Below are 18,946 nucleotides of genomic sequence, written 5' to 3' on the forward strand. Positions count from 1 at the left end.
TCCATATCCAACTCATCTAGCTAGATTATCGCTCTAGCCAGATCGGCGGTCAAGACCGTCCATGGCACGGGATCCGTCTTCAGGCGACTTCGATGTCGGTGAGCGCGAAGTCCCTGCCCTTGAACAGCAGTGGCTCGCCGGCCGTTCTCGCCAGCGCATACGCGAAGCAGTCCCCGAGGTTGAGCCCCGCAGCGTGGCTTCCCTTGCCGTAGCACCGCCACGCGTCCCGAGCGACCGCCGCCTGCTCCAGGGTGACGGGAACGACTTCGATCTGCGTCAGTTCGATGAAACGGTCGAGTTCATGCCCTGCGCGGATCCCGCCCTTGCTCTCGGCGACGATCGCGGTCTCCAGGAGTGTCGCAGCCGAGATCCGGCGCGAGCGAGCCTCCACAATGGCCCGTCGATAACGAAGTCCGTCGGGTTCATCCAGCAGCCTCGCACCGAGAGTCTTCGCAACAACGAGGGGTCCATCACCCAGCATCGGCGTCCAGCAGTCCGAGGATCTCGGCGCGGCCGGGCAGTTCGCTTCCGCTCTCGAGGAAGGGTCGAACGTCGGCCGCCAGTTCGTCCCGCGGCATCGCTTGAAGGCGGCAGGCGACGGTCTCTCTCCAGGTGGCGGGTGTGAGCCGGGTCGCGTCCGAGTCACCTTGACGGAGAGCCGCATTGAGGAGCGCCAGGTTGGGTGCGGGCCAACTCCGGTCGCCGAGGTACCAGGCGAGGTCGTAGATGTCCCGGCCCTTGAAGAAGGGGCGCCGCAGGATCGCGTGGAGCTTGCCCGCGAGGAGAGAGGCGCGGTCGTGGTGCCATAGCCGCAACGTCACATGCCGGCGCACCAGGCGTGTCGCGGTCACGGCCCCGGACGGAGGGTTCGAGTCGACGTCGATCCTGATGCCAACGACCTCGTCCGCGTGTGCCGAGAGCCCATTCTCGTGGAGGATGCCAGGGAAGCGCAGCCAGGCGCCGTGTACCGCCCCGCGGTCGCGGATCGAAGCCCGCACTTCGTACGCCTCGCGGCGGAACTGGCGGCTGACCGAGTCCAGCCAGCGGTGGAGATCGTAGCGGTCGCGGTCGCCCTCGAGCGCGAAGTCGAGGTCTTCGGAGTAGCGCGGCAGCCCATACAGGAAGCGCAATGCGGTCCCACCCTGGAACGCGAGTACGGCGAAGCTCCCGGCGCGCTGCAGGCCCTCCAGCACCCGGGCCTGGAGATATTCGCGCAGGATGTTTCGTCCGCGCAGAGGGTCCACGTCGCGGACCAGGCTTCGCAGGTGGTCCCTCACACTTCCTCCCACGTCAACGCCGGGTCGTCGGCCAGCGAGCGGACGTAGCGGGCCGCGCGTACCAGCTTCGGGCTCCCCGTGGCCGCGGCCGCCTCTTCCGGCCCGACTTCGGCGAGCGCGTGCACGTCGAGCCTCAGCCCGTCGATCCATGCCGGGTCATCGCCCCCCGGCTGCAGATGGACGAGATCCAGAAACGCCTTGACCGGCGTCGCGACGAACGCGGTCTGCCCGCCGCCCACCTCGACGAGGCGGTATCCCCTCCGCAGCGCCGGCTTCACATGACGGAAGGAGAAACGGCCGAGCGGCGTCGGCCGGATGTGGGGCCGCCCCGGGCCACAGCTCGTGACCTCGGCCACGAACTCCGGAATCATGCCCGCGAAGGCGAGCGCCGACAGACCGCTCACATAGGATCCCGGCACGAGGCGATTCGCGACCAGAAAGGGGTGGGGGACGGTCTGCCGATAGGGTGGGGCGACGGCATACAGCCCGCGCCTGAGCTGATGGATGCGTCCGGCTCGCCGCCAGCGCCCGAGCTGTCCGGGCAGGGCGGAGTCGTGCGCCCTCCCCGCCCTCAGTAGCCCCGTCTCGAAGACGGGTTCATCCTCCACGGCCGCCAGAAGTTCCGAGAATCTCATAGCAATAAGTTGGCTGTTTTGATTACTTGTTGCAACGGAATGCCGTACTCGCTCTTGTCTTCCGGCGCACCCCCGCCGGTTGAGCCCTTGCCGGGAGTGGCTGCGGTCTGTGCATGTTGCGGCGGCGCGGACTTCGCCATCCGCCGAGTGCTCCGCAGGGCCGCTGCCGCGAGTGAGGAGACAGAGAGATGAGGAACAACACCCGCCGAATCACAACCGCCCTCGCGCTTACGCTCGGGGCCTCCCTGGCGTCGCTCCCCGCGGGAGCGTGGGCCCAGGAAAAACCGACGCTCGGAGCGGGCGACTACGACCAGTGGGAGAGTCTGGGGCAGGCCGTGCTGTCGCCGCACGGGCTCTGGCTCGCGGTCGTGGTCCGTCGGGTGGACGAGAGTTCGGAGCTTCGCGTCCACCGGACGGATGCCGATTCGGTCGTCGTCGTCTCCGAGGGCTCGCGGCCCGAGTTCGGAGCGGACGGCGGCTGGCTCGCCTACACCATCGGCGTGTCCCCCGACGAGCGCGACAACCTCGGGGAGAGCGGGGAGCCGGTCCGGAACGGCGTCGGACTCCTCGACCTTCGGACGGGGGAACGGGAGGATGTCGACGCGGTGCAGTCGTTCTCCTTCTCCGATGACGGCAGGTATATGGCGCTCCGCCGCTACGGGTCCCCCGACAGCGAGAACGCCGGCGTGGACGTGCTCGTTCGGGATCTCGACGGAGGCGGGGCGATGAGCTTCGGCAACGTTTCGGGACTTGCTTGGCAAGAGGGGGGGAACCTGCTTGCCATGACGCTCGACGCGGCGGACCGGGTCGGCAACGGCGTGCGGCTGTACGACCCCGAGACGGGCCGCATCCGGTCGCTCGACGCGGACGAGGCGACGTACCGGGAGCTGACCTGGCGCGAGGATGCCCCCGATCTCGCCGTTCTCAAGACGTTCGAAGACGAGGCGCACGAGGACACCGCGCACGTGGCGCTCGCGTGGCGCGGGCTCGACTCGGATTCGCCCGCGGCGTTCGCCGTCGATCCGCGGGAGCCCTCCGAGCTTCCGGCCGGGATGCGGATCGTCGAGCACCGGACGCCGGTGTGGTCGGAGGACGGCGCCACCGTCTTCCTCGGCCTCCAGGACCGTATCCCCTCCGAGACGGGCGAGGACGACGCCCCCGAAGATGCGGCGGACGGGGACGGGGAAGCGGAGGATGACGGAGAAGACGAGGCGGAAGACGGGGAGGAAGACGCCGGGGTGGAGATCTGGCATTCTCTGGATGTGGATCCCGTGCCCCGGCAGCGCGTGCGCGAGGACCAGTTGCGGCGCGAGAACGACATCGGCGCGTGGGATCTGGCGGCGGGCGGATTCCTCCTCCTGGGCGGAGATCACGCGGACCGGGCCGAGATCGCCGAGGGCGGGCGGCACGTGCTGGCCCGCGACGAGACGCCCTACGACGAGGACGCCATGTTCCGCCAGCAGTTCCACGACCTCTACGCGGTCGACGCGCGGAGCGGGAGCCGGGCCCTCGTCCGGGAGCGGGTGACGATCGACATGGGGGGCAGCCCCGGGGGGCGCTACGCGGTCTGGTTCGAGGGCGAGGACTACCGGACCCACGACCTCACGACCGGCGAGACGCGCAACGTGACCGCCGGACTCGGAGGCACGTTCGTGGACCTCGACCGGACGCCGACCCGCGAGCAGATGCCCCCCTTCGGGATCGCCGGCTGGGTCGAAGACGACGCGGCGATGCTCGTGAACGACCGCTTCGACGTCTGGGAGGTGAACCCCGACGGATCGGGCGGAAGACGGCTCACGGCCGGGGCGGCGGATTCCGTCCGGCACCGCCTCGTGCGGATCGACCGCGAGGCCGACGCCTTCGATCCGCACGAGCCCCTCTACTACTCGACCTACGGGGAGTGGACGAAGGAGGCCGGGTTCGCGCGCGCCCGCCGCGGGGAAACGCCGGAAACGCTGATCCGGGGAGACGCTCGCTTCGGCGGCGGACTTCTCAAGGCGGAGGAGGCCGACGTCTATGCCTTCCGCCGTGAACGGTTCGAGGACTCGCCGGACTATTTCGTCGCAGGACCCGACCTGGACGACGCGCGGCAGGTCACCCGCACGAACCCCTTCCAGGACGACTACGCGTGGGGTCGTACGCAACTCATCGAGTATGACAACGAATGGGGACGCCGGCTTCAGGGGTCGCTCGTGTATCCCGTGAACTACGATCCGGGGGAGACGTACCCGATGATCGTATACCACTATGAATTGCTGTCACAGACGCTGCACCAGTATCAGGTGCCCGACCCCACGCGATACTACAACGTCCAGATCTGGAGCCAGGAGGGGTATTTCGTCCTCATGCCGGACATCGTCTACCGCGACCGGCGCCCCGGACAATCCAATGTGGAGACGCTGCGCCCGGCGGTAGCGGCGGCGGTGGAGACGAGGATGATCGACGCCTGGCGGGTGGGCCTCATCGGTCACTCCTGGGGCGGCTACCAGACCACCTTCTTCGTGACGCAGGACGACCTGTTCGCGGCCGCCGTCGCCGGCGCGCCACTCACGAATCTCATGAGCATGTATCTGTCCTTCTACTGGAACAGCGGGGGGACGGACGCGCGGATCTTCGAGATCAGCCAGGGGCGGATGCAGGTGCCGTGGTGGGAGGACTGGGATTCCTACTTCGCCAACTCCCCCATTCACCACATCCGGAATCTGAACACGCCGCTCCTGATCGAGTTCGGGACGGAGGACGGCGCGGTCGAGTTCAACCAGGGCGTCGAGTTCTACAACGCCGCGCGCCGCGCCGGGAAGCAGATGGTGATGCTGGTCTACGAGGGCGAGAACCACGGACTCGCCGAGGAACCCAACCAGCGCGACTACCAGCGCCGCATCCTCGAGTGGTTCGCGCACTATTTGAAGGGCGAGCCCGCGCCGGAGTGGATCTCCACCGGCGTCCCCTATCTGGAGCAGAAGGACGGTTTGAAGAAAAAGAAGAAGGTGAGCTGACCATGACTCTCCGTCCCGTGCGGGCTCCGGCCCTCGTTCTCCCGGTCTCGTTCCGCGCGCTGCTGTCGCTGGCGGCGCTGGAACTCGCACTCCTCGCGGCCCCTCTCCACGCGGACGCCCAATCTTCGGGACGAATCGCGGCGGGGCTCACCTGGCGCTCCATCGGACCGGCGATCTCGGGCGGGCGCATCGCGGATGTGGAGATCGTGCCCGGGACGCAGTCGCACATCTACGTGGGCGCGGCCTCGGGCGGCGTGTGGAAGACCGTCAACCACGGAACGACGTGGGAGCCGATCTTCGACGACGCGGCGAACCTGTCGATCGGCGACATCGCGCTCGGGCCCTCGGACCCGCTGGAGGTCTGGGTCGGGACCGGCGAGCCGAACAACCGCAACAGTTCGCCGTGGGGCGAGGGCGTGTACCACTCGTCCGACGGCGGAGATACGTGGCGCCTGGCCGGGCTCGAGGAGACGCGGCACATCGGGCGCATCGTCGTCCACCCGACGAACCCGGACATCGTGTGGGTCGCGGCGCTGGGGCACCTCTTTGGCCCCAACCCCGAGCGGGGCGTGTACCGGACGACGGACCGCGGCGAGACGTGGGCGAAGGTCCTCCACATCGACGACGACACGGGCTTCGTGGACCTCGCGCTCAATCCGGCGGACCCGTCGATGCTCTACGCGGCCGCGTACCAGCGGCGGCGCCGCGCTTGGGGGTTCGCGGGCGGCGGGCCCGGGAGCGGCATCTACAGGTCGACGGACGGCGGCGACTCGTGGACGGAGGTGACGGAAGGCCTGCCGGAGGGGGACAAGGGACGGATCGGGCTCGCGGTCTCGGGGCGGGATCCCGCCCTCGTCATGGCCGTGGTGGAGGCCGAGGAGGGCGGCATCTTCACCTCCCGCGACCATGGCGAGACGTGGACGCGGGTCAACGAACTCAACCAGCGTCCGATGTACTACAGCCAGCTACGCATCGACCCCAACGACGAGGGGAGAGTCTGGCTCGTGGCGGGTAGCCTGCACCGCTCCGAGGACGGCGGCGACAGCTTCGAGGCTCTCCCCATGGAGATCGAGTACAACACCGGCGTCCACGTGGACCACCACGACCTGTGGATCGACCCCGAGGATTCCCGCCACATGATTCTGGGGAACGACGGCGGGCTGTATTCGACGTGGGACGACGGGGACAACTGGACCTTCATCGGGAACATCCCCATCGCCCAGTTCTACGACATCGATCTGGATCTGGCGGCCCCGTACTACGTCTATGGCGGGCTGCAGGACAACAACTCCTACCGGGGGCCGAGCCGCACGCGCCGCTATCAGGGGATCATGAACCGGGACTGGCAGATCCTCGACTACGGCGACGGGATGTACGCGGAGACGGACTGGGGGGACCTCGGCACCGTGTACGTGACGTCGCAGAACGCGGGGATCGTGCGCGTGAACCTGGCGACGGGCGACCGCAAGGCGCTCAAGCCCTTCCCGCCGGACACGACGGTCCAGTACCGCTTCGACTGGAAGTCGCCGATCCTCGTGTCGCCGCACGACGCGGCTCGGGTGTACCTGGGCGGGAACCGGCTCTTCATCTCTGACGACCGTGGGGAGAGTTGGCGCGCGACGGAAGACCTCACGCGGCAACTGCATCAGGACAGTCTGGAGATTATGGGGGCCCGTCCGGACTCGACCACGCTCTCGAAACACGATGGGGCGTCGGGGTACGGCGAGATCACGGCGGTGGCGGAGTCGCCGGTCGAAGCGGGAGTGCTTTGGATCGGCGCGGACGACGGCTCGGTGCGCGTGAGCCGGAACGACGGCACGGGCTGGGAGGATCTGACCGACCGGGTGGCCGCGGCGGCCGGGCTCCCGTTCCCGTACTACGTGAGCTGGGTCGAGGCGTCGCACGCGGAGGCGGGCCGCGCCTACGTCAGCCTGGATGGCCACTGGGACAACGACTACGGCCCGCACGCGGTGGTGACGGAGGACTACGGAGCCACGTGGCGGTCGCTCGCGGAGGGCCTGAACGCGGCGGCGGCGGTGACGGCCACCGGTCGGGCGACGGGCGGCGGGATGGCGAGCGTGAACGTGATCCGTGAGCACCCGGACAACCCCGACCTGCTGCTCGTCGGCGCGGAGAACGGCGCCTTCGCCTCGCTGGACCGGGGGGCGACGTGGGCTCCGCTCGGCTCGGGGCTGCCGGCGGTCGCGGTCGACGACATCGAGATCCATCCTCGCGAGAACGATGTCGTCCTGGGCACGCACGGCCGGGCCATCTGGATCCTCGACGACATCACGCCCTTGTCGCAGCGCTCAGCCACGGCCGCAACGAATGACGGCGCCATGCAGTTCTTCGCCCCGCGACCCGCGACCCTCTTCCTGTATCGCAACGACGTGCCTTCGATGGGCCAGGGGTCGTTCCGTGCGGAAAACCCCGCGTTCGGCGCCAACATCGACTACTGGCTCCCCATGGAGACGCAGGGCACTGTCTCGATCGATGTGCTGGACCATGTCGGACAGGACATCCGCAGGCTCGAAGGCCCGGGTGCAGCCGGCCTCAACCGGATCACGTGGGATTTGCGGCACGACCCGCTGGAACACGACACCACGCGGTACGAAGTGCCCAATCTGGACGCCGGCCCCGAGGGCCCGCTCGTTCTGCCCGGGACGTTCGCGGTGCGCGTGACCGCTGGCGCCGAGACGCACGAACAACTGCTCGAAGTGCGTCCGGATCCGGAGTTGCCGGTCTCGGCCGAGGAACGCAGAGCCCGATACGACTTCACGATGGCGCTCTTCGGGCTGCAGAGTACGGCGTACGCGACGGGCAGCGAGGCCTATGCTCATGAGCGTCAGGCCTCCGAGGTACTCGAGGAGCTGGAAGACGCGCCGGATGCGTCAGCGGACGCTCTCGAGCGCGCCCGCGAACTCATGGCCGAGATCGAGGGGCTCGCCGACGACTGGCGCTCCATCAACAGCGACATCCGAAACTGGTGGACCGGTCTTCGGGGCAAGTTCGACGGCGGTCCCTCGACGACCGGCTCGCTCTCGGGCCCGTCCGACGACCAGCAGCGGAGGCTCCGGCAAGTCCGCGCCGAGGTGGAGGCCGCGCGGGCCCGGGGGAGTGCCGCGGCGGATGCGCTCGATGCGCTGCTGGAGCTGGCGGGCCTGCCGCCCCGCGAGATCCCCGTCGACACGCTGCCGGTACTCAGGAATACCGGCGAAGTACAGCGACTGCCGGTGGCGTTCTATCCGGCCGACCTTAGGGCCGCGGGCATCAGCGGCCGAATTGAGGTGTGGTTACGCGTGAACGAGTCAGGGGTCGTCGAACGTCGAACGCTGGGGACGTCCAGCGGCAACGACGCCTTGGATCGTGCCGCTCCGGCTGTGGCGAGGGGGATGCGTTTCGATCCCGCGAGGAGCGACGACCGGCCGCAAGCCGTGTGGGTCAGCCAATGGTTCACTTTCGAGGTTAAACAGTAAGGCGCGGCGCGAAGCTGGCCGCGGCGGCGCAACGCGCCGTACGCGGCCGGTGATGTTCGCCGGTGGTATACGGCTCGGAGACCCCCTCCCACCTCCTGCTTGCGACCTCCCTCGGAGAACCCGGCCCGGCCGCCGGGGTAGGACCAACGCGGTCATCACCGGGAGCGCCCGGTCCAGCTGTCTCCTATCACGCGCGCGAAAGAGGCACAACATGCAGACGGGGTCACCGAATTGCCGAATAGGCCAGGGAGTGGCGAAGCAATGGGTGGTGGGGTTGACCCTGGTGGGTTCGGTGGCCCCGAACGCACTTGCGGCACAGGCATGCCTCGGGTTCAGCGGCACCGGGTTCGTGAGTGGCTCCGGAGCGGTGTGGCGCGAAGGGTCCGATGACACGCGGGGCATCGGGGGTGCGGCCGGGCTCGACCTGGGTCCGGTGGCCGCGACGGGTCGCTACCTGAAGTTCTCGGGGGCGGATGAGTTCGACCAGGAGTTCGACTTCGAGGATGCGCGGGCGATCCTCGCCCTGAAGCTTCCGATCCCGCTGCTCTCGGTGTGCCCGGTCGTCAGCGTAGGTACCGGAGGCGTCCTGTCGAGAGACTTCTCGGACCTCCCCTACAAGAGCGAAACCGTCTACGGAGGCGGCGTGGCTCTGGGGCACCGTTTCAGTGCGCCGGGCTCCGGCTTCGCGCTCATCCCTTCGCTGATCGTGAGCGTCGAGAACTACGCGGTGGATCGGCTCTACGACGACATAGTGGAAGGGGGCCGGGAAGTCAGCGCCGTGATTCGGGGCGGCATCACGGTTGAAATCGGAAAGATCTTCGTCCGACCGTACGGCGCGCTTACCACCGCCGACGACACTTACCTGCTGGCAGGAGCCCTCCTTGGCATCACCTTCTGAACTCCGCTTCGAACGCCGGCTCTTTCCCTCGCGGATGTCCGCACTGCACATGCTGGTGTTCCTGGCGCTGCCGGGGCTCGCGACACCGGCCTCCCTCGGTGCACAGGCCTGCCTCGGGTTCGGCGGGAACAGCTTCCTGGGGCCCGCAGCAGCCGTGAGGCACCAGGAGTCCGGCAATATGAGGGGGTTCGGGAGCGCGGTCGGGTTTGGCCTCCGGCAGCTGGCCGCAAAAGCCCAGCTCCTTCAGTTCTCGCGGCTGGGAGAAGCCAGGAGAGGGCCCGGCTTCGTGTTTGCCCGGGTAGACCTGGCCGTGAAGCTCCCCGATTACGGCGTCTCGTTGTGTCCCGTCGCGACGGTGGGTTTCGAGGGCATCCCGAGCCGCAATCACTCTGTCAGGCCCAGGAGAAACGGTCACAATTGGGGTATCGGGTTGGCCCTTGGGCACCGTCTGACCAAACGCGGATCCAGCCTGGCGATCATTCCCAACCTGATCGCGAGCATGGAGAGCAGCGTACTCGACATCGTGTACGGGGACCTTGGCTTCGAGCGCAGGGAATACAGTGCCATGGTCCGAGGCGGGGTCACGTTCGAGTTCGAGGGCGCGTTCGGGCGGCCATTCGCCGCACTCAACACGCTGGCCGACGGATATGTGATGTGGGGGGCGGTCGCGGGCTGGAGGTTCTGAAATCCGCGACACAGGAGCGCTCCGAGTTCTGTTTCGCGGCCGGCGGCGGGGGTAGCTTCCGCGCCATGAGCGATTCGAGTCCCGGCAACGTCGCCAGGCGGGTTCGCGACCTTCGCGAGACGTTGCGCCACCATTCCTACCAGTACTACGTCCGTAACCGACCGGAGATCTCGGACGAGCGGTTCGACGAGTTGTTCCGCGAACTCAAGGCGCTGGAGGAGGCACACCCGGAGCTCGTCACCCCGGACTCGCCGACGCAGCGGGTGGGGGCGGAGCCGCTCGATGCGTTCGAGACGATCGAACACGCGGCGCCCATGCTGAGCCTCGATTCGTCGGCCGATCTCGAGCCGCTCCAGCGCTTCGACGAGCGTATGCGGAAGGCGCTCGGCGACGACGTGGCTTACGTCGTCGAGCCGAAGCTGGACGGTGCCTCGATCGAACTCGTGTATGAGGACGGCCTCCTGTCGCGGGCGGTCACGCGGGGGGACGGGGTCCGCGGCGAGGGCGTGACGGAGAACGCCCGCACCATCAACTCGGTGCCGCTTCGGCTACGGGCTGCGGACCGCGATGTGCCGAGGTTCCTGGCGCTGCGGGCCGAAGTCATCATGAGACTCGGCGAATTCGAGGCGCTCAACGCGCGGTTGCTCGCGGACGACCGCCCCCCGTTCGCCAACCCGCGCAACGCGGCGGCCGGATCGCTACGGCAGCTGGACCCCCGGATCACCGCCGCCCGTCCGCTCGACATCTACGTCTACGACATCCTCGCGATCGACGGACGGCCGGCGCCCACGCAATGGGAGACGCTCGAAGCGCTCCGTGATTGGGGGCTGCCCGTCAACGAACGCTGCCGGCCCGCGGCCGGCGTGGAGGACATCCTCGCCTTCCACGCGGAACTGGAGGAGGGCCGCGACGACCTCGACTACGAAATCGACGGCATCGTCGTCAAGCTCGATGACATGGCCGCCCGCGACGAAGTCGGGGAGACGTCGCACCACCCGCGCTGGGCGTTCGCGCTCAAGTTCCCGCCGCGCAAGGAGGTGACCCGGCTCCTCCACATCTTCCCGAGCGTGGGGCGGACGGGCGTCGTGACCCCGATCGCCTTCATGCGGCCGGTGGAACTGGGCGGCGTGACGGTGAGCCGGGCGAACCTCCACAACCGGGAGGAGGTCGCGCGCAAGGACATCCGCGAGGGGGACCGGGTGCGCGTGCAGCGGGCGGGCGACGTGATCCCGCAGGTGCTGGAGCGGATCGAGGAGCCCGGACGCGAGCGGGCGGAGCCGTGGGTCATGCCCGCCGCCTGCCCGTCGTGCGGGACCGGGCTGGAGCCGCGCGGCCCCTACACCTTCTGCCCCAACCTGTTCGCCTGTCCCGCGCAGCTGGCGGGCCGCATCCAGCACCTCGGCTCCCGCCACGCTCTCGACATCGAAGGCCTGGGGGAGGAGACCGCGAACCTGCTCGTCCGGCAGGGCGTGATCGACCACCTGCCGCGGCTGTTCGAGCTGGAGGCGGAGACGCTGATGGAGCTGGAGGGCTTCGCCGAGAAGTCCGCGGCGAACCTCGTCGAGGCGATCGCCGCCGCGCGCCGGACCGAACTCGCGCGCTTCATCTACGGCCTCGGGATCCCCGAGGTCGGGGTGACGGTGGCGCGGGAACTCGCCTCCCACTTCCGATCGTTCGAGGAGTTCCGGGCCGCCGACGACGAGACGCTGCAGACGGTGGACGGGATCGGCCCCCGGATGGCGGAGCAGATCACCGCCTTCCTGGCCCGGCCGGTCGTGTCCGGGATCGTGGACGACCTGCGCGGGTTCGTCGACCCGGTACCGCCGCCCCGGAGCGGGGATGCCCTGGCCGGCCTTCGGATCGTCCTCACGGGCGGGCTGGCGTCGATGAGCCGGAGCGAAGCGGGGAAGCGGCTCGAAGCCCAAGGCGCGAAGGTCGCCTCCTCCGTGAGCAAGCTGACGAGCTACGTCGTGGCGGGAGAGAACCCGGGCCGCAAGCTGGAACGGGCGCAGGCGCTCGGCGTCGAAGTCCTCGACGAAGCCGGCCTCCTCGAACTCCTGAGCAGCGGGCCGGCCGACACCGGCGGGGCAGGGGAGTCAGGCGAGTCCTGATGGAGAACATCGAGATCGTCCGCGTCCTCGACGAGGTGGCCGACCTCCTGGAGATTCAGCAGGCCAATCCGTTCCGCATCCGGGCCTATCGCAACGCGGTGCGCACGATCAACGCGCACGCCTCGCCCCTGCGCAAGCTCCTCGAGCGGGGCGCCGACCTCACCGAACTCCCGTCCATCGGGAAGGGGATGGCCGAGAACATCCGCGAACTCGTGGAGAGCGGGCGTCTCGCGATGCTCGATGAACTGGCCGCCGAGATCCCGCCGGGCCTCGTCGATCTGATGCGGCTGCCGGGGGTCGGTCCGAAGAAGGCACGGAAGCTGTGGGACGAACTGGGCGTCGAGTCGATCGAGGATCTCGAGGAAGTCGCGACGGAGGGGCGCGTCGCCGAACTCGCAGGCTTCGGACTCAAGACGCAGGCCCTGATCCTCCGGGGCATCCGCAACTACCGGACGAACACGGCGCGTTTCCGGCTCGGCGAGGTGGATGAAATGCTCCCGCCGCTGATCGAGCATCTGCGCGCGACGCCCGGCATCACGCGGCTCGAGGTCGCCGGCAGCTACCGCCGCCGCAAGGAAACGGTGGGCGACATCGACGTGCTCGCCCTGGCCGCGGACGCGCGCGCCGCGTCGGACGCCCTCGTGGGATTCTCCGGCGTGGAGAGCGTGATCGGCGCCGGCGGGACCAAGACCTCGGTCCGGCTCCGGAGCGGACTGCAGGTCGACCTGCGCGTCGTGCCGCCCGAGAGCTGGGGTGCGGCGCTCGTCTACTTCACGGGATCGAAGGAGCACAACATCCGGATCCGAGGCCGCGCCCTCGATCGGAAGCTGCGCGTGTCGGAGTACGGCGTGTTCGAGATCCCGGACGAATCGGTCGGCGACCGCCTCGGGGAGCGCGGCATCGCCTCGGAAGGCGCGATGGTGGCCGGCGCCAGCGAGGAGGCGGTCTATCGAGCGCTGGATCTCGCCTGGATTCCGCCCGAACTTCGCACGGACCGCGGGGAGTTCGCCGCCTCCGACGCGGGCGCGCTCCCGAACCTGGTCGAACGCTCGGATCTGCGCGGCGACGTACACATGCACAGCACCTGGTCCGACGGGCGGGTCTCGCTCGAAGAGATGGTCCGCGCGTGCGTCGCGCGCGGCTACGAGTACATGGCGATCACGGACCACTCCAAGGCGCTCGCCATGGTGGAGGGGCTCGACGCCGCCAAGCTCCGCCGCCAGTGGGACGAGATCGACGAAGTGCGGGCCGCGCACCCCGAGATCCGGATTCTGCGGGGGATGGAGGTCGATATCCTCAAGGATGGATCGCTGGACCTCGAGGACGAGATGCTGGAAGGGCTCGACGTCGTCATCATCTCGGTCCACTCCTTCTTCAGACTGGAGCGGGCGCAGCAGACGGCACGCGTGCTGAAGGCGCTGGCCCACCCCCGTTCCATGATCTTCGGCCACCCCACCGGCCGTATCCTCAACCGCAGGGGTCCGATCGATGTCGACATCGACGAAATCCTCCACGCCTGTGCGGAGTTCGGGGTCGCGGTGGAGGTCAACGCGCACCCGAACCGGCTGGATCTCAAGGACACCCACCTGTGGCGCGCCCGCGAACTGGGGGTGCCGGTCGTCGTGACCACGGACGCACACCGGCCCGACGAACTCGACCTCGCGCGTTACGGGATCGAGCAGGCGCGCCGCGCTTGGCTCACCCCGGAGCACGTCCTCAACACGCGCGGCGTCGACGGCTTCCTCGCGGGCCTCGGCTGACGCCGGCTACGGGAGCCGAACGAGAGTCCCGTCCCGATAGAGATACGCCGGCAGGTCCGGATACCGAGCCCGCAGCCGGTGGTTCTGATCGCGCAGGTCCCGTGCGAAGATCAGCGGTCCCTCCAGGTCCGGGGCGTTCGCCGGGAGGTGGGGGGAATAGTTCGTGTACGAGGGCGTGGCCGGCATCACGTCCCGGCCGTCGCGATCGTACAGGATTTCCTGTACGCAGACCTCGGCCAACGGACGCTCGGGGGCGAAGCGGAGCGTCGGATCGCCGTTGAGCCGGAATCCCGCCAGTTCGTCCGCCGGGCGGAAGAGGGAGACCAGCGTCCGGTCGAGGCGGGCTCCGCTCCAGCCCTCTGTTTCCGCCTCCCGCAGGACGAGTTCGAGTTCGCAGTGATCGGAACGCCGGTACGCGCGCTCGGCGACGGAGGCGCTGGCGCCCGCCCCCCGCGCGCGGGCGATGAGCCGGTTCCCCCAGCTCACCTTCACGAAGATCAGGCCCCGCTCGATCCCCGCCTGCCGGGCTTCCGCGGTCAGATCCCGCTTCAGGCTCCCGAGACTCGTCGCGTAGGTGTGAAACCGCTGCGGGATCCCGAACGCGAGCGAATAGAGGAAGGCAGCCCCGATGAGCGCCGTGGTCAGAGTCCCGAGATCGACGCTTCCCAGCCATGCCGGACGGCGGCCCGAAAGCTGTCGGCGTAGTTCCAGGAGCGCGCGCGCGAGCAGGGGGAGGAGGAAGGGGAGCCCCTCGTAGAGAAAGCGCGGCCCGAGGAACGCGTCGCGGTGCCAGTAGAAGAAGTGGGCTGCCGGGATGGCGAGGAACGCCCCGAGGAGCCGGCCGTCCCAGCGCGCGATCGAGGGGTCCGCTCGGACGCCCGCGCCGGAGCAGGTCTCGGACCTTGCCGCGGGAGCCCAGCCGGCTGCGAGAAAGATGCCGAGCGGGGCGAGGGCGGGGATCGGCCCTTCGAACAGGAAGGCCTGCAGGAGGCCGAGGTCGATGAGTGCGTTGCGGAGACCTGCGAGAGGCGTATGGGGTTCGCCCCAGGGGGAGAGGTGGAAGCCGAGGCCGTGTGACTCCCCCCACAGCCGGAGATAGCCGGGCGTGAGCGGGTCGCCGGTCGTTGCAGCGTTGAAGATCGGGTAGAGCGAGGCGACGCAGAGGAAGCCGCCCACGGCAAGGAGGGCCGTCGACCAGCGGCGGGGCGCCGCCAGCCTGAGCGCCGGCAGCGCCAGGGCCCCGCCCACCGCCAGCGCGGTGAGAGGACGGGTGACGAACGCCGCGCCCAGCGTCAGCCCCGCCGCGAGGATCCATCCCCGCCGGGCCGCGTCCCCAACCGTGGGCCGTGGCCCCGTCCCCGCCCAGCGCGCGAAGCACCACAGAAAGAGCGAGATATGCAGGTGCGAGGAGACATGGTTCATGTGGCTCGCCCCCATGAACCAGAAGAACGGCGCCAGGACGAGCAGCGCGGCCGTCGCGCGCGCGACCGTCTCGCCGAAGATGCGCCGCGCGGTGTCGATCACGAGCCAGGCGGACAGGAGCGAGAAGAGAGTCGGGACCAGCCACGGCGCCCCGGCCCACACGCCGAGCGCCAGTGCCGCCGGGTGCCCGGGCGGGTACTGCGCGTACCACCTCCCCGCGTCGGAGACCATGTGCTGCGTCGCGAAGAAGGCACCGAGTTCGGGAGCGGGAACCCAGGCGACGCCGCCGGCGAAGATCTTCGCCTGGAAGAGTTGCGCGATCGTGTCGACGAGGAGTGGCCGGCGCGAGAACGCCGCGAGGCTGGTGGCCGTGAGCAGCGCGGCGAGGGCCGCCAGCACAGCCAGGAGGAACGCCGGGAAGGGTGGGCGCCGGAGCGCGCCAACGACGGTGCCGGCCACCCGCTCGACCGCCTGCGGAAACCGACGGCTCGCCAGCCATGCGAGGCCCGCGCAGACGATGAGCCCGGGCGCCCAGTCCAGGGGGTCGAGCAACCCCGAGCTGCCCGGCGGATCGTCGAACAGAAGCCGCAGAGGCATGAAGGGGACGACCAGAAACAGCCAACCCGCGACCCGCTTCGCCAGATCCCCGGCCTCCGTTACGCGTATCATCTTCCCCTCCCCAGACCCGCGTCGCCAGCGCGTCCATTCCGCTTCCTTCGCCTCCTTCCGTCAGTTTCCCGCCGTTCGTGAACCCGACCTCAACCTGGGGCGACCTCGCGTTGATCCTCCGTTGAAACCCGGCCTTAGAATGGCGGCGAGGGAAACCGGTACCGACGGATTTCGACCAGGGAGGGTGGCGCATGACCGGTGGATGCGGACTCCATCCGCTCGCGAGGGACCACTACATCCCGCTTCGCAGGCAACTCGCCGCGGATCTCGAGGCCGGGATCCGGGATGGGCAGGTCAGGCCCGGAGCCCATCTCCCATCGTCACGGGATCTGGCTCGCCTTCTCGGCGTGGATCGCGGGACGGTCGGGGCGGCCCTGGCGCGGCTGCGTCGGCGGAATCTCATCGAACTGCACAGCGGGCAGCGTCCCCGTGCCGCGATCGGGCCGTTCCCCGGTGGGCCAGAGGCGGGTGGGAGGAGTGCGGTCCGGCACTTCAGCACCGCGCCGACCCGCCCGACGGCCCGCCAGGCGACGCTTGCGCTGCTTCGGGGGGCCCACGCGGAGGGGCTCTCGCGTTGGGAACTCCTGCGGGAAATGGAACGGATCGTGCGAGGTGCGGGCGATGCGGCGGCGCGCCGCGTCACCCTCTGGGAACCACGGGCAGGTCTCAGAGCCCTGCTCGCCACCGAGTTGGAGGCCATGTGCCGGGTCCATGTCCACGCGACCGGTTCGACGCGCGTCGAACGGGCCGACGCTCCGGTGATCGTTCGGCGCGAGCTTCTCTCACGGATCCGCCGGGCGTACCGCGTCGAGTGCCTGCCGCTCGCGCTGGCCGGCGGAACATGCGAGCGCGAGTTCGTGCGGCGTCGTCTGCGGCGGGGGCTGGTCGTCCTCCTCTCCCGGAGCGAGACCGTCCGGGTTTTCGGGGCCGAACTCGCCGCGCGCGACTTCGCCCGCGGAATCAGCTTCACGGCCCTGGACCCCGCCCGCGACCGTCAGGCTGCCGAGCGCGCCCTGTCTGCGGCGGCGGTCGTCTTCCATGATCGTCTGGCGCTCCCCTATGTGAGGCCGATCTCCGTGCCCGCGATGCCCATCAGACTCGTTCCGCCCCGGGAGCTGGAGCGGCTGGACCGCTATCTCTCGAGAGCCGGAGCCGAACCGCGGAGGCCATAGCCGTTGCCGTCTTCCACGCGTAAATTCAAAAAAGAAGGATTCCACCGTGCCATGGAGGTCCGGGGATCATGAAGAAGAAGCAGGTTTGGTTGATCATCCTGGCCCTGCTGGTCCTCGATGGCCTCACCGGACTCCCCGGCTTCCCGGCCATATTCACGAGGACGCGTACGCACTATCCGGAGGACTATGCCGAAGGCCATGCCCGCGTGACGACGACTATCTGCCGCGGCGTTCCGTTCATATGGAAATCCTGTGAGGTTCGCGTAAGAATGTTGTCCGCGGAAGCAGACTCCGGGTCAGAAGAGTGAGCGACCGGGGCCTTAACCGCGACTCTCACCGCAACCTGGACCGTGGTGACATGTTCGGCGATTTCGACCGCGGCGTCATTCTGAGGGCGCATCGCTTCCGGGCCGAGATCGCCGGGTACCGGCTCGTGCGCGGCCACTACATGGACCGGCCGGACGACCGGGCCGACCGCTGGTACGTTGTGTCTGCCTCGGAAAAGAACCCCGAGCGAACCGGTCCCGCCTTCAGGACCTCCGCTGCCGCCGCCAGGGAAGCCGAACGGCGGGCGGCCGCCGAGACGGCGGAGACGGACAACACGCCGTAAGGGACCGCCCGCGGCCAACCGAACCTTGAAGGCCGGCAGCCGCGCGCATATTATCGACGGTCCGTGTCGCTCCCCCGGGCACCCGGCTGCCGGACCCGAGAGCGATACGCACGTTGGCCCGTGGTGGAATTGGCAACACGTCTGGCTCTGGACCAGAAGATTCCAGGTTCGAGTCCTGGCGGGCCAATCAACAGGACCACGCAGGACGCGGAGGGGTGGCCGAGTGGCTTAAGGCGGCGCCCTGCTAAGGCGTTGACTCGAGAGAGTCTCGTGGGTTCGAATCCCACCCCCTCCGCCTGCTCTCAGTACCTCCGGCGCACCCGGAGGCCTTCGGACGGGTGGCCGAGAGGACTAAGGCGCACGCCTGGAGAGCGTGTGGGCAGCAACCCTGCCTCGTGGGTTCGAATCCCACCCCGTCCGCTATTCCAGTGATGTTGTGGCGATCCAGGCGGACTACGACGGCCGCTCGTGGGCCGTCGACGAAGTGCTCACCCTCTCCCGGCGGTGGGCCAGGGTCACGTTGGTCCCCTCTCCGTAGATGCCCGTCCGCGGCGGGTACTCGGGCACCGGCGGTCTTCCGGCCTCACTCCTCCGCGAGTTCGACGAGGAGATCTACCGCACGTTCCGGTCGAAGACGGTGCCTAGGCTCCAACGAGTGACGCCGGTCCGGACAGGGCTCTTGAGGCGGTCCTGGGAGGCGGAGAAGCGGACGGGCGGCGGCGCAATCGTGAACCGGGTCAGGTACGCCGGGTTCGTCAACCGCGGCCGGTTCATTCAGACCATCGAACGGGAGTTCGAGCGCAGCGTCCGGACCGACCTCGAGCCTGCGCTCCAGCGGGCGGTGGACAGGTGGAGCCGCGGTGAGGGTCGCCGGTACTTCGAGCGGATGCTCATGGACGCGCTGAGGGGCGGCGCTGTGGGGTCCCGGTTGCAGTCTCCGGCGTCGACAGGAACGCCCCGGGGTTCGCTGACATACGGTGCGACATCTGCGGCGACCCGATCACCGAGACGTCCCTCCGGGGACTGCGGCGGTTCTGTTCGGATGCGTGCCGGCGAGAGGATCACCGGCGCCGCAACTTCATGCACGCTCGCCGGAAGGCCAAGGCCCGGGCGAAGCCGCGGTGGTGTGGGCTCTGCGGCGATCCGATCTCACGCTGGGACTCGAAGCGCCGGCTCACCTGTTCGGCGAGTTGCGACCGCGAGCGTCGGCGCCGTGCGGCGTTCCTGCGGTCGCG

14 protein-coding genes and 3 tRNA genes are annotated in these 18,946 nt (G+C 69.0%); 12 read left to right on the forward strand and 5 right to left on the reverse strand.

The window, feature by feature from the left end:
- Positions 1-79: 79 nt before the first annotated feature.
- The 4 genes from ACOQPP_RS17235 to ACOQPP_RS17250 are packed head-to-tail and all read right to left on the reverse strand — an operon-like array spanning position 80 to position 2,052.
- Complete coding sequence (locus ACOQPP_RS17235) at positions 80-481, reverse strand: type II toxin-antitoxin system VapC family toxin (protein WP_419167545.1); 402 nt, start codon at positions 479-481, stop codon at positions 80-82.
- Positions 471-1,277, reverse strand: coding sequence for a nucleotidyl transferase AbiEii/AbiGii toxin family protein (locus ACOQPP_RS17240; RefSeq protein WP_419167544.1), 807 nt, complete (start codon positions 1,275-1,277; stop codon positions 471-473). Before ACOQPP_RS17240 ends, ACOQPP_RS17235 begins: the two co-directional genes overlap by 11 nt.
- Positions 1,274-1,912, reverse strand: coding sequence for a type IV toxin-antitoxin system AbiEi family antitoxin domain-containing protein (locus tag ACOQPP_RS17245; protein ID WP_419167543.1), 639 nt, complete (start codon positions 1,910-1,912; stop codon positions 1,274-1,276). The genes ACOQPP_RS17240 and ACOQPP_RS17245 overlap by 4 nt, the downstream gene beginning before the upstream one ends.
- A complete protein-coding gene (locus ACOQPP_RS17250) occupies positions 1,909-2,052 on the reverse strand; it encodes a hypothetical protein (protein WP_420637069.1) in 144 nt (47 codons plus the stop codon). Before ACOQPP_RS17250 ends, ACOQPP_RS17245 begins: the two co-directional genes overlap by 4 nt.
- A gap of 48 nt (positions 2,053-2,100) precedes the next feature.
- On the opposite strand from ACOQPP_RS17250, the gene ACOQPP_RS17255 reads away from it, so the two are divergent.
- The 6 genes from ACOQPP_RS17255 to polX all read left to right on the forward strand — a co-directional run bounded on the left by ACOQPP_RS17255 (position 2,101) and on the right by polX (position 13,838).
- Positions 2,101-4,908 (forward strand): prolyl oligopeptidase family serine peptidase, encoded by a 2,808-nt coding sequence (locus ACOQPP_RS17255; RefSeq protein ID WP_420637070.1) that lies wholly within the window; start codon positions 2,101-2,103, stop codon positions 4,906-4,908.
- A gap of 2 nt (positions 4,909-4,910) precedes the next feature.
- Complete coding sequence (locus ACOQPP_RS17260; RefSeq protein ID WP_420637071.1) at positions 4,911-8,384, forward strand: TonB family protein; 3,474 nt, start codon at positions 4,911-4,913, stop codon at positions 8,382-8,384.
- 250 nt (positions 8,385-8,634) lie between these two features.
- Entirely contained in the window at positions 8,635-9,282 is a 648-nt protein-coding gene (locus ACOQPP_RS17265) for a hypothetical protein (RefSeq protein WP_420637072.1), read from the forward strand.
- Entirely contained in the window at positions 9,266-9,967 is a 702-nt protein-coding gene (locus tag ACOQPP_RS17270; protein ID WP_420637073.1) for a hypothetical protein, read from the forward strand. Before ACOQPP_RS17265 ends, ACOQPP_RS17270 begins: the two co-directional genes overlap by 17 nt.
- A 65-nt stretch (positions 9,968-10,032) precedes the next feature.
- Complete coding sequence (ligA, locus tag ACOQPP_RS17275; protein ID WP_420637074.1) at positions 10,033-12,078, forward strand: NAD-dependent DNA ligase LigA; 2,046 nt, start codon at positions 10,033-10,035, stop codon at positions 12,076-12,078.
- The gene (gene polX, locus ACOQPP_RS17280) at positions 12,078-13,838 is read left to right on the forward strand and encodes a DNA polymerase/3'-5' exonuclease PolX (RefSeq protein WP_420637075.1); all 1,761 of its coding nucleotides are present in this window, start codon (positions 12,078-12,080) and stop codon (positions 13,836-13,838) included. The genes ligA and polX overlap by 1 nt, the downstream gene beginning before the upstream one ends.
- A gap of 6 nt (positions 13,839-13,844) precedes the next feature.
- Here the strand turns inward: polX and ACOQPP_RS17285 are convergent, their stop codons facing one another.
- Positions 13,845-15,929 carry an ArnT family glycosyltransferase gene (locus tag ACOQPP_RS17285; protein ID WP_420637076.1) on the reverse strand — a complete coding sequence of 695 codons (2,085 nt, stop codon included), beginning with the start codon at positions 15,927-15,929 and terminating at the stop codon, positions 13,845-13,847.
- 191 nt (positions 15,930-16,120) lie between these two features.
- Here ACOQPP_RS17285 and ACOQPP_RS17290 point away from each other — a divergent pair, with 191 nt between their 5' ends.
- The 6 genes from ACOQPP_RS17290 (at position 16,121) to ACOQPP_RS17315 (ending at position 18,131) form a co-directional block, all read left to right on the forward strand.
- A complete protein-coding gene (locus ACOQPP_RS17290; protein ID WP_419167535.1) occupies positions 16,121-17,101 on the forward strand; it encodes a GntR family transcriptional regulator in 981 nt (326 codons plus the stop codon).
- A gap of 68 nt (positions 17,102-17,169) precedes the next feature.
- Positions 17,170-17,409, forward strand: a complete 240-nt coding sequence (locus ACOQPP_RS17295; RefSeq protein ID WP_419167534.1) for a hypothetical protein — start codon at positions 17,170-17,172, stop codon at positions 17,407-17,409.
- On the forward strand, positions 17,406-17,711 hold the full coding sequence (locus ACOQPP_RS17300; RefSeq protein ID WP_419167533.1) for a hypothetical protein: 306 nt from the start codon (positions 17,406-17,408) through the stop codon (positions 17,709-17,711). The genes ACOQPP_RS17295 and ACOQPP_RS17300 overlap by 4 nt, the downstream gene beginning before the upstream one ends.
- A 114-nt stretch (positions 17,712-17,825) precedes the next feature.
- Positions 17,826-17,898: transfer RNA gene (locus ACOQPP_RS17305), tRNA-Gln, on the forward strand.
- Between the two features lie 22 nt (positions 17,899-17,920).
- A tRNA-Ser gene (locus tag ACOQPP_RS17310) sits at positions 17,921-18,006 on the forward strand.
- A gap of 37 nt (positions 18,007-18,043) precedes the next feature.
- Positions 18,044-18,131 (forward strand) — tRNA-Ser (locus ACOQPP_RS17315).
- Positions 18,132-18,946: the final 815 nt, after the last annotated feature.

The sequence above is a fragment of the Candidatus Palauibacter sp. genome (genome assembly GCF_965222475.1).
Lineage (GTDB): Bacteria > Gemmatimonadota > Gemmatimonadetes > Palauibacterales > Palauibacteraceae > Palauibacter.

Coding starts and splice junctions, on each gene's coding strand:
- ACOQPP_RS17285 (WP_420637076.1), bottom strand. CDS start 15,929: ATGATACGCGTAACGGAGGCCGGGGATCTGGCGAAGCGGGTCGCGGGT.
- ACOQPP_RS17245 (WP_419167543.1), bottom strand. CDS start 1,912: ATGAGATTCTCGGAACTTCTGGCGGCCGTGGAGGATGAACCCGTCTTC.
- ACOQPP_RS17290 (WP_419167535.1), top strand. CDS start 16,121: ATGACCGGTGGATGCGGACTCCATCCGCTCGCGAGGGACCACTACATC.
- ACOQPP_RS17260 (WP_420637071.1), top strand. CDS start 4,911: ATGACTCTCCGTCCCGTGCGGGCTCCGGCCCTCGTTCTCCCGGTCTCG.
- ligA (WP_420637074.1), top strand. CDS start 10,033: ATGAGCGATTCGAGTCCCGGCAACGTCGCCAGGCGGGTTCGCGACCTT.
- ACOQPP_RS17235 (WP_419167545.1), bottom strand. CDS start 481: ATGCTGGGTGATGGACCCCTCGTTGTTGCGAAGACTCTCGGTGCGAGG.
- ACOQPP_RS17295 (WP_419167534.1), top strand. CDS start 17,170: ATGAAGAAGAAGCAGGTTTGGTTGATCATCCTGGCCCTGCTGGTCCTC.
- ACOQPP_RS17255 (WP_420637070.1), top strand. CDS start 2,101: ATGAGGAACAACACCCGCCGAATCACAACCGCCCTCGCGCTTACGCTC.
- ACOQPP_RS17250 (WP_420637069.1), bottom strand. CDS start 2,052: ATGGCGAAGTCCGCGCCGCCGCAACATGCACAGACCGCAGCCACTCCC.
- polX (WP_420637075.1), top strand. CDS start 12,078: ATGGAGAACATCGAGATCGTCCGCGTCCTCGACGAGGTGGCCGACCTC.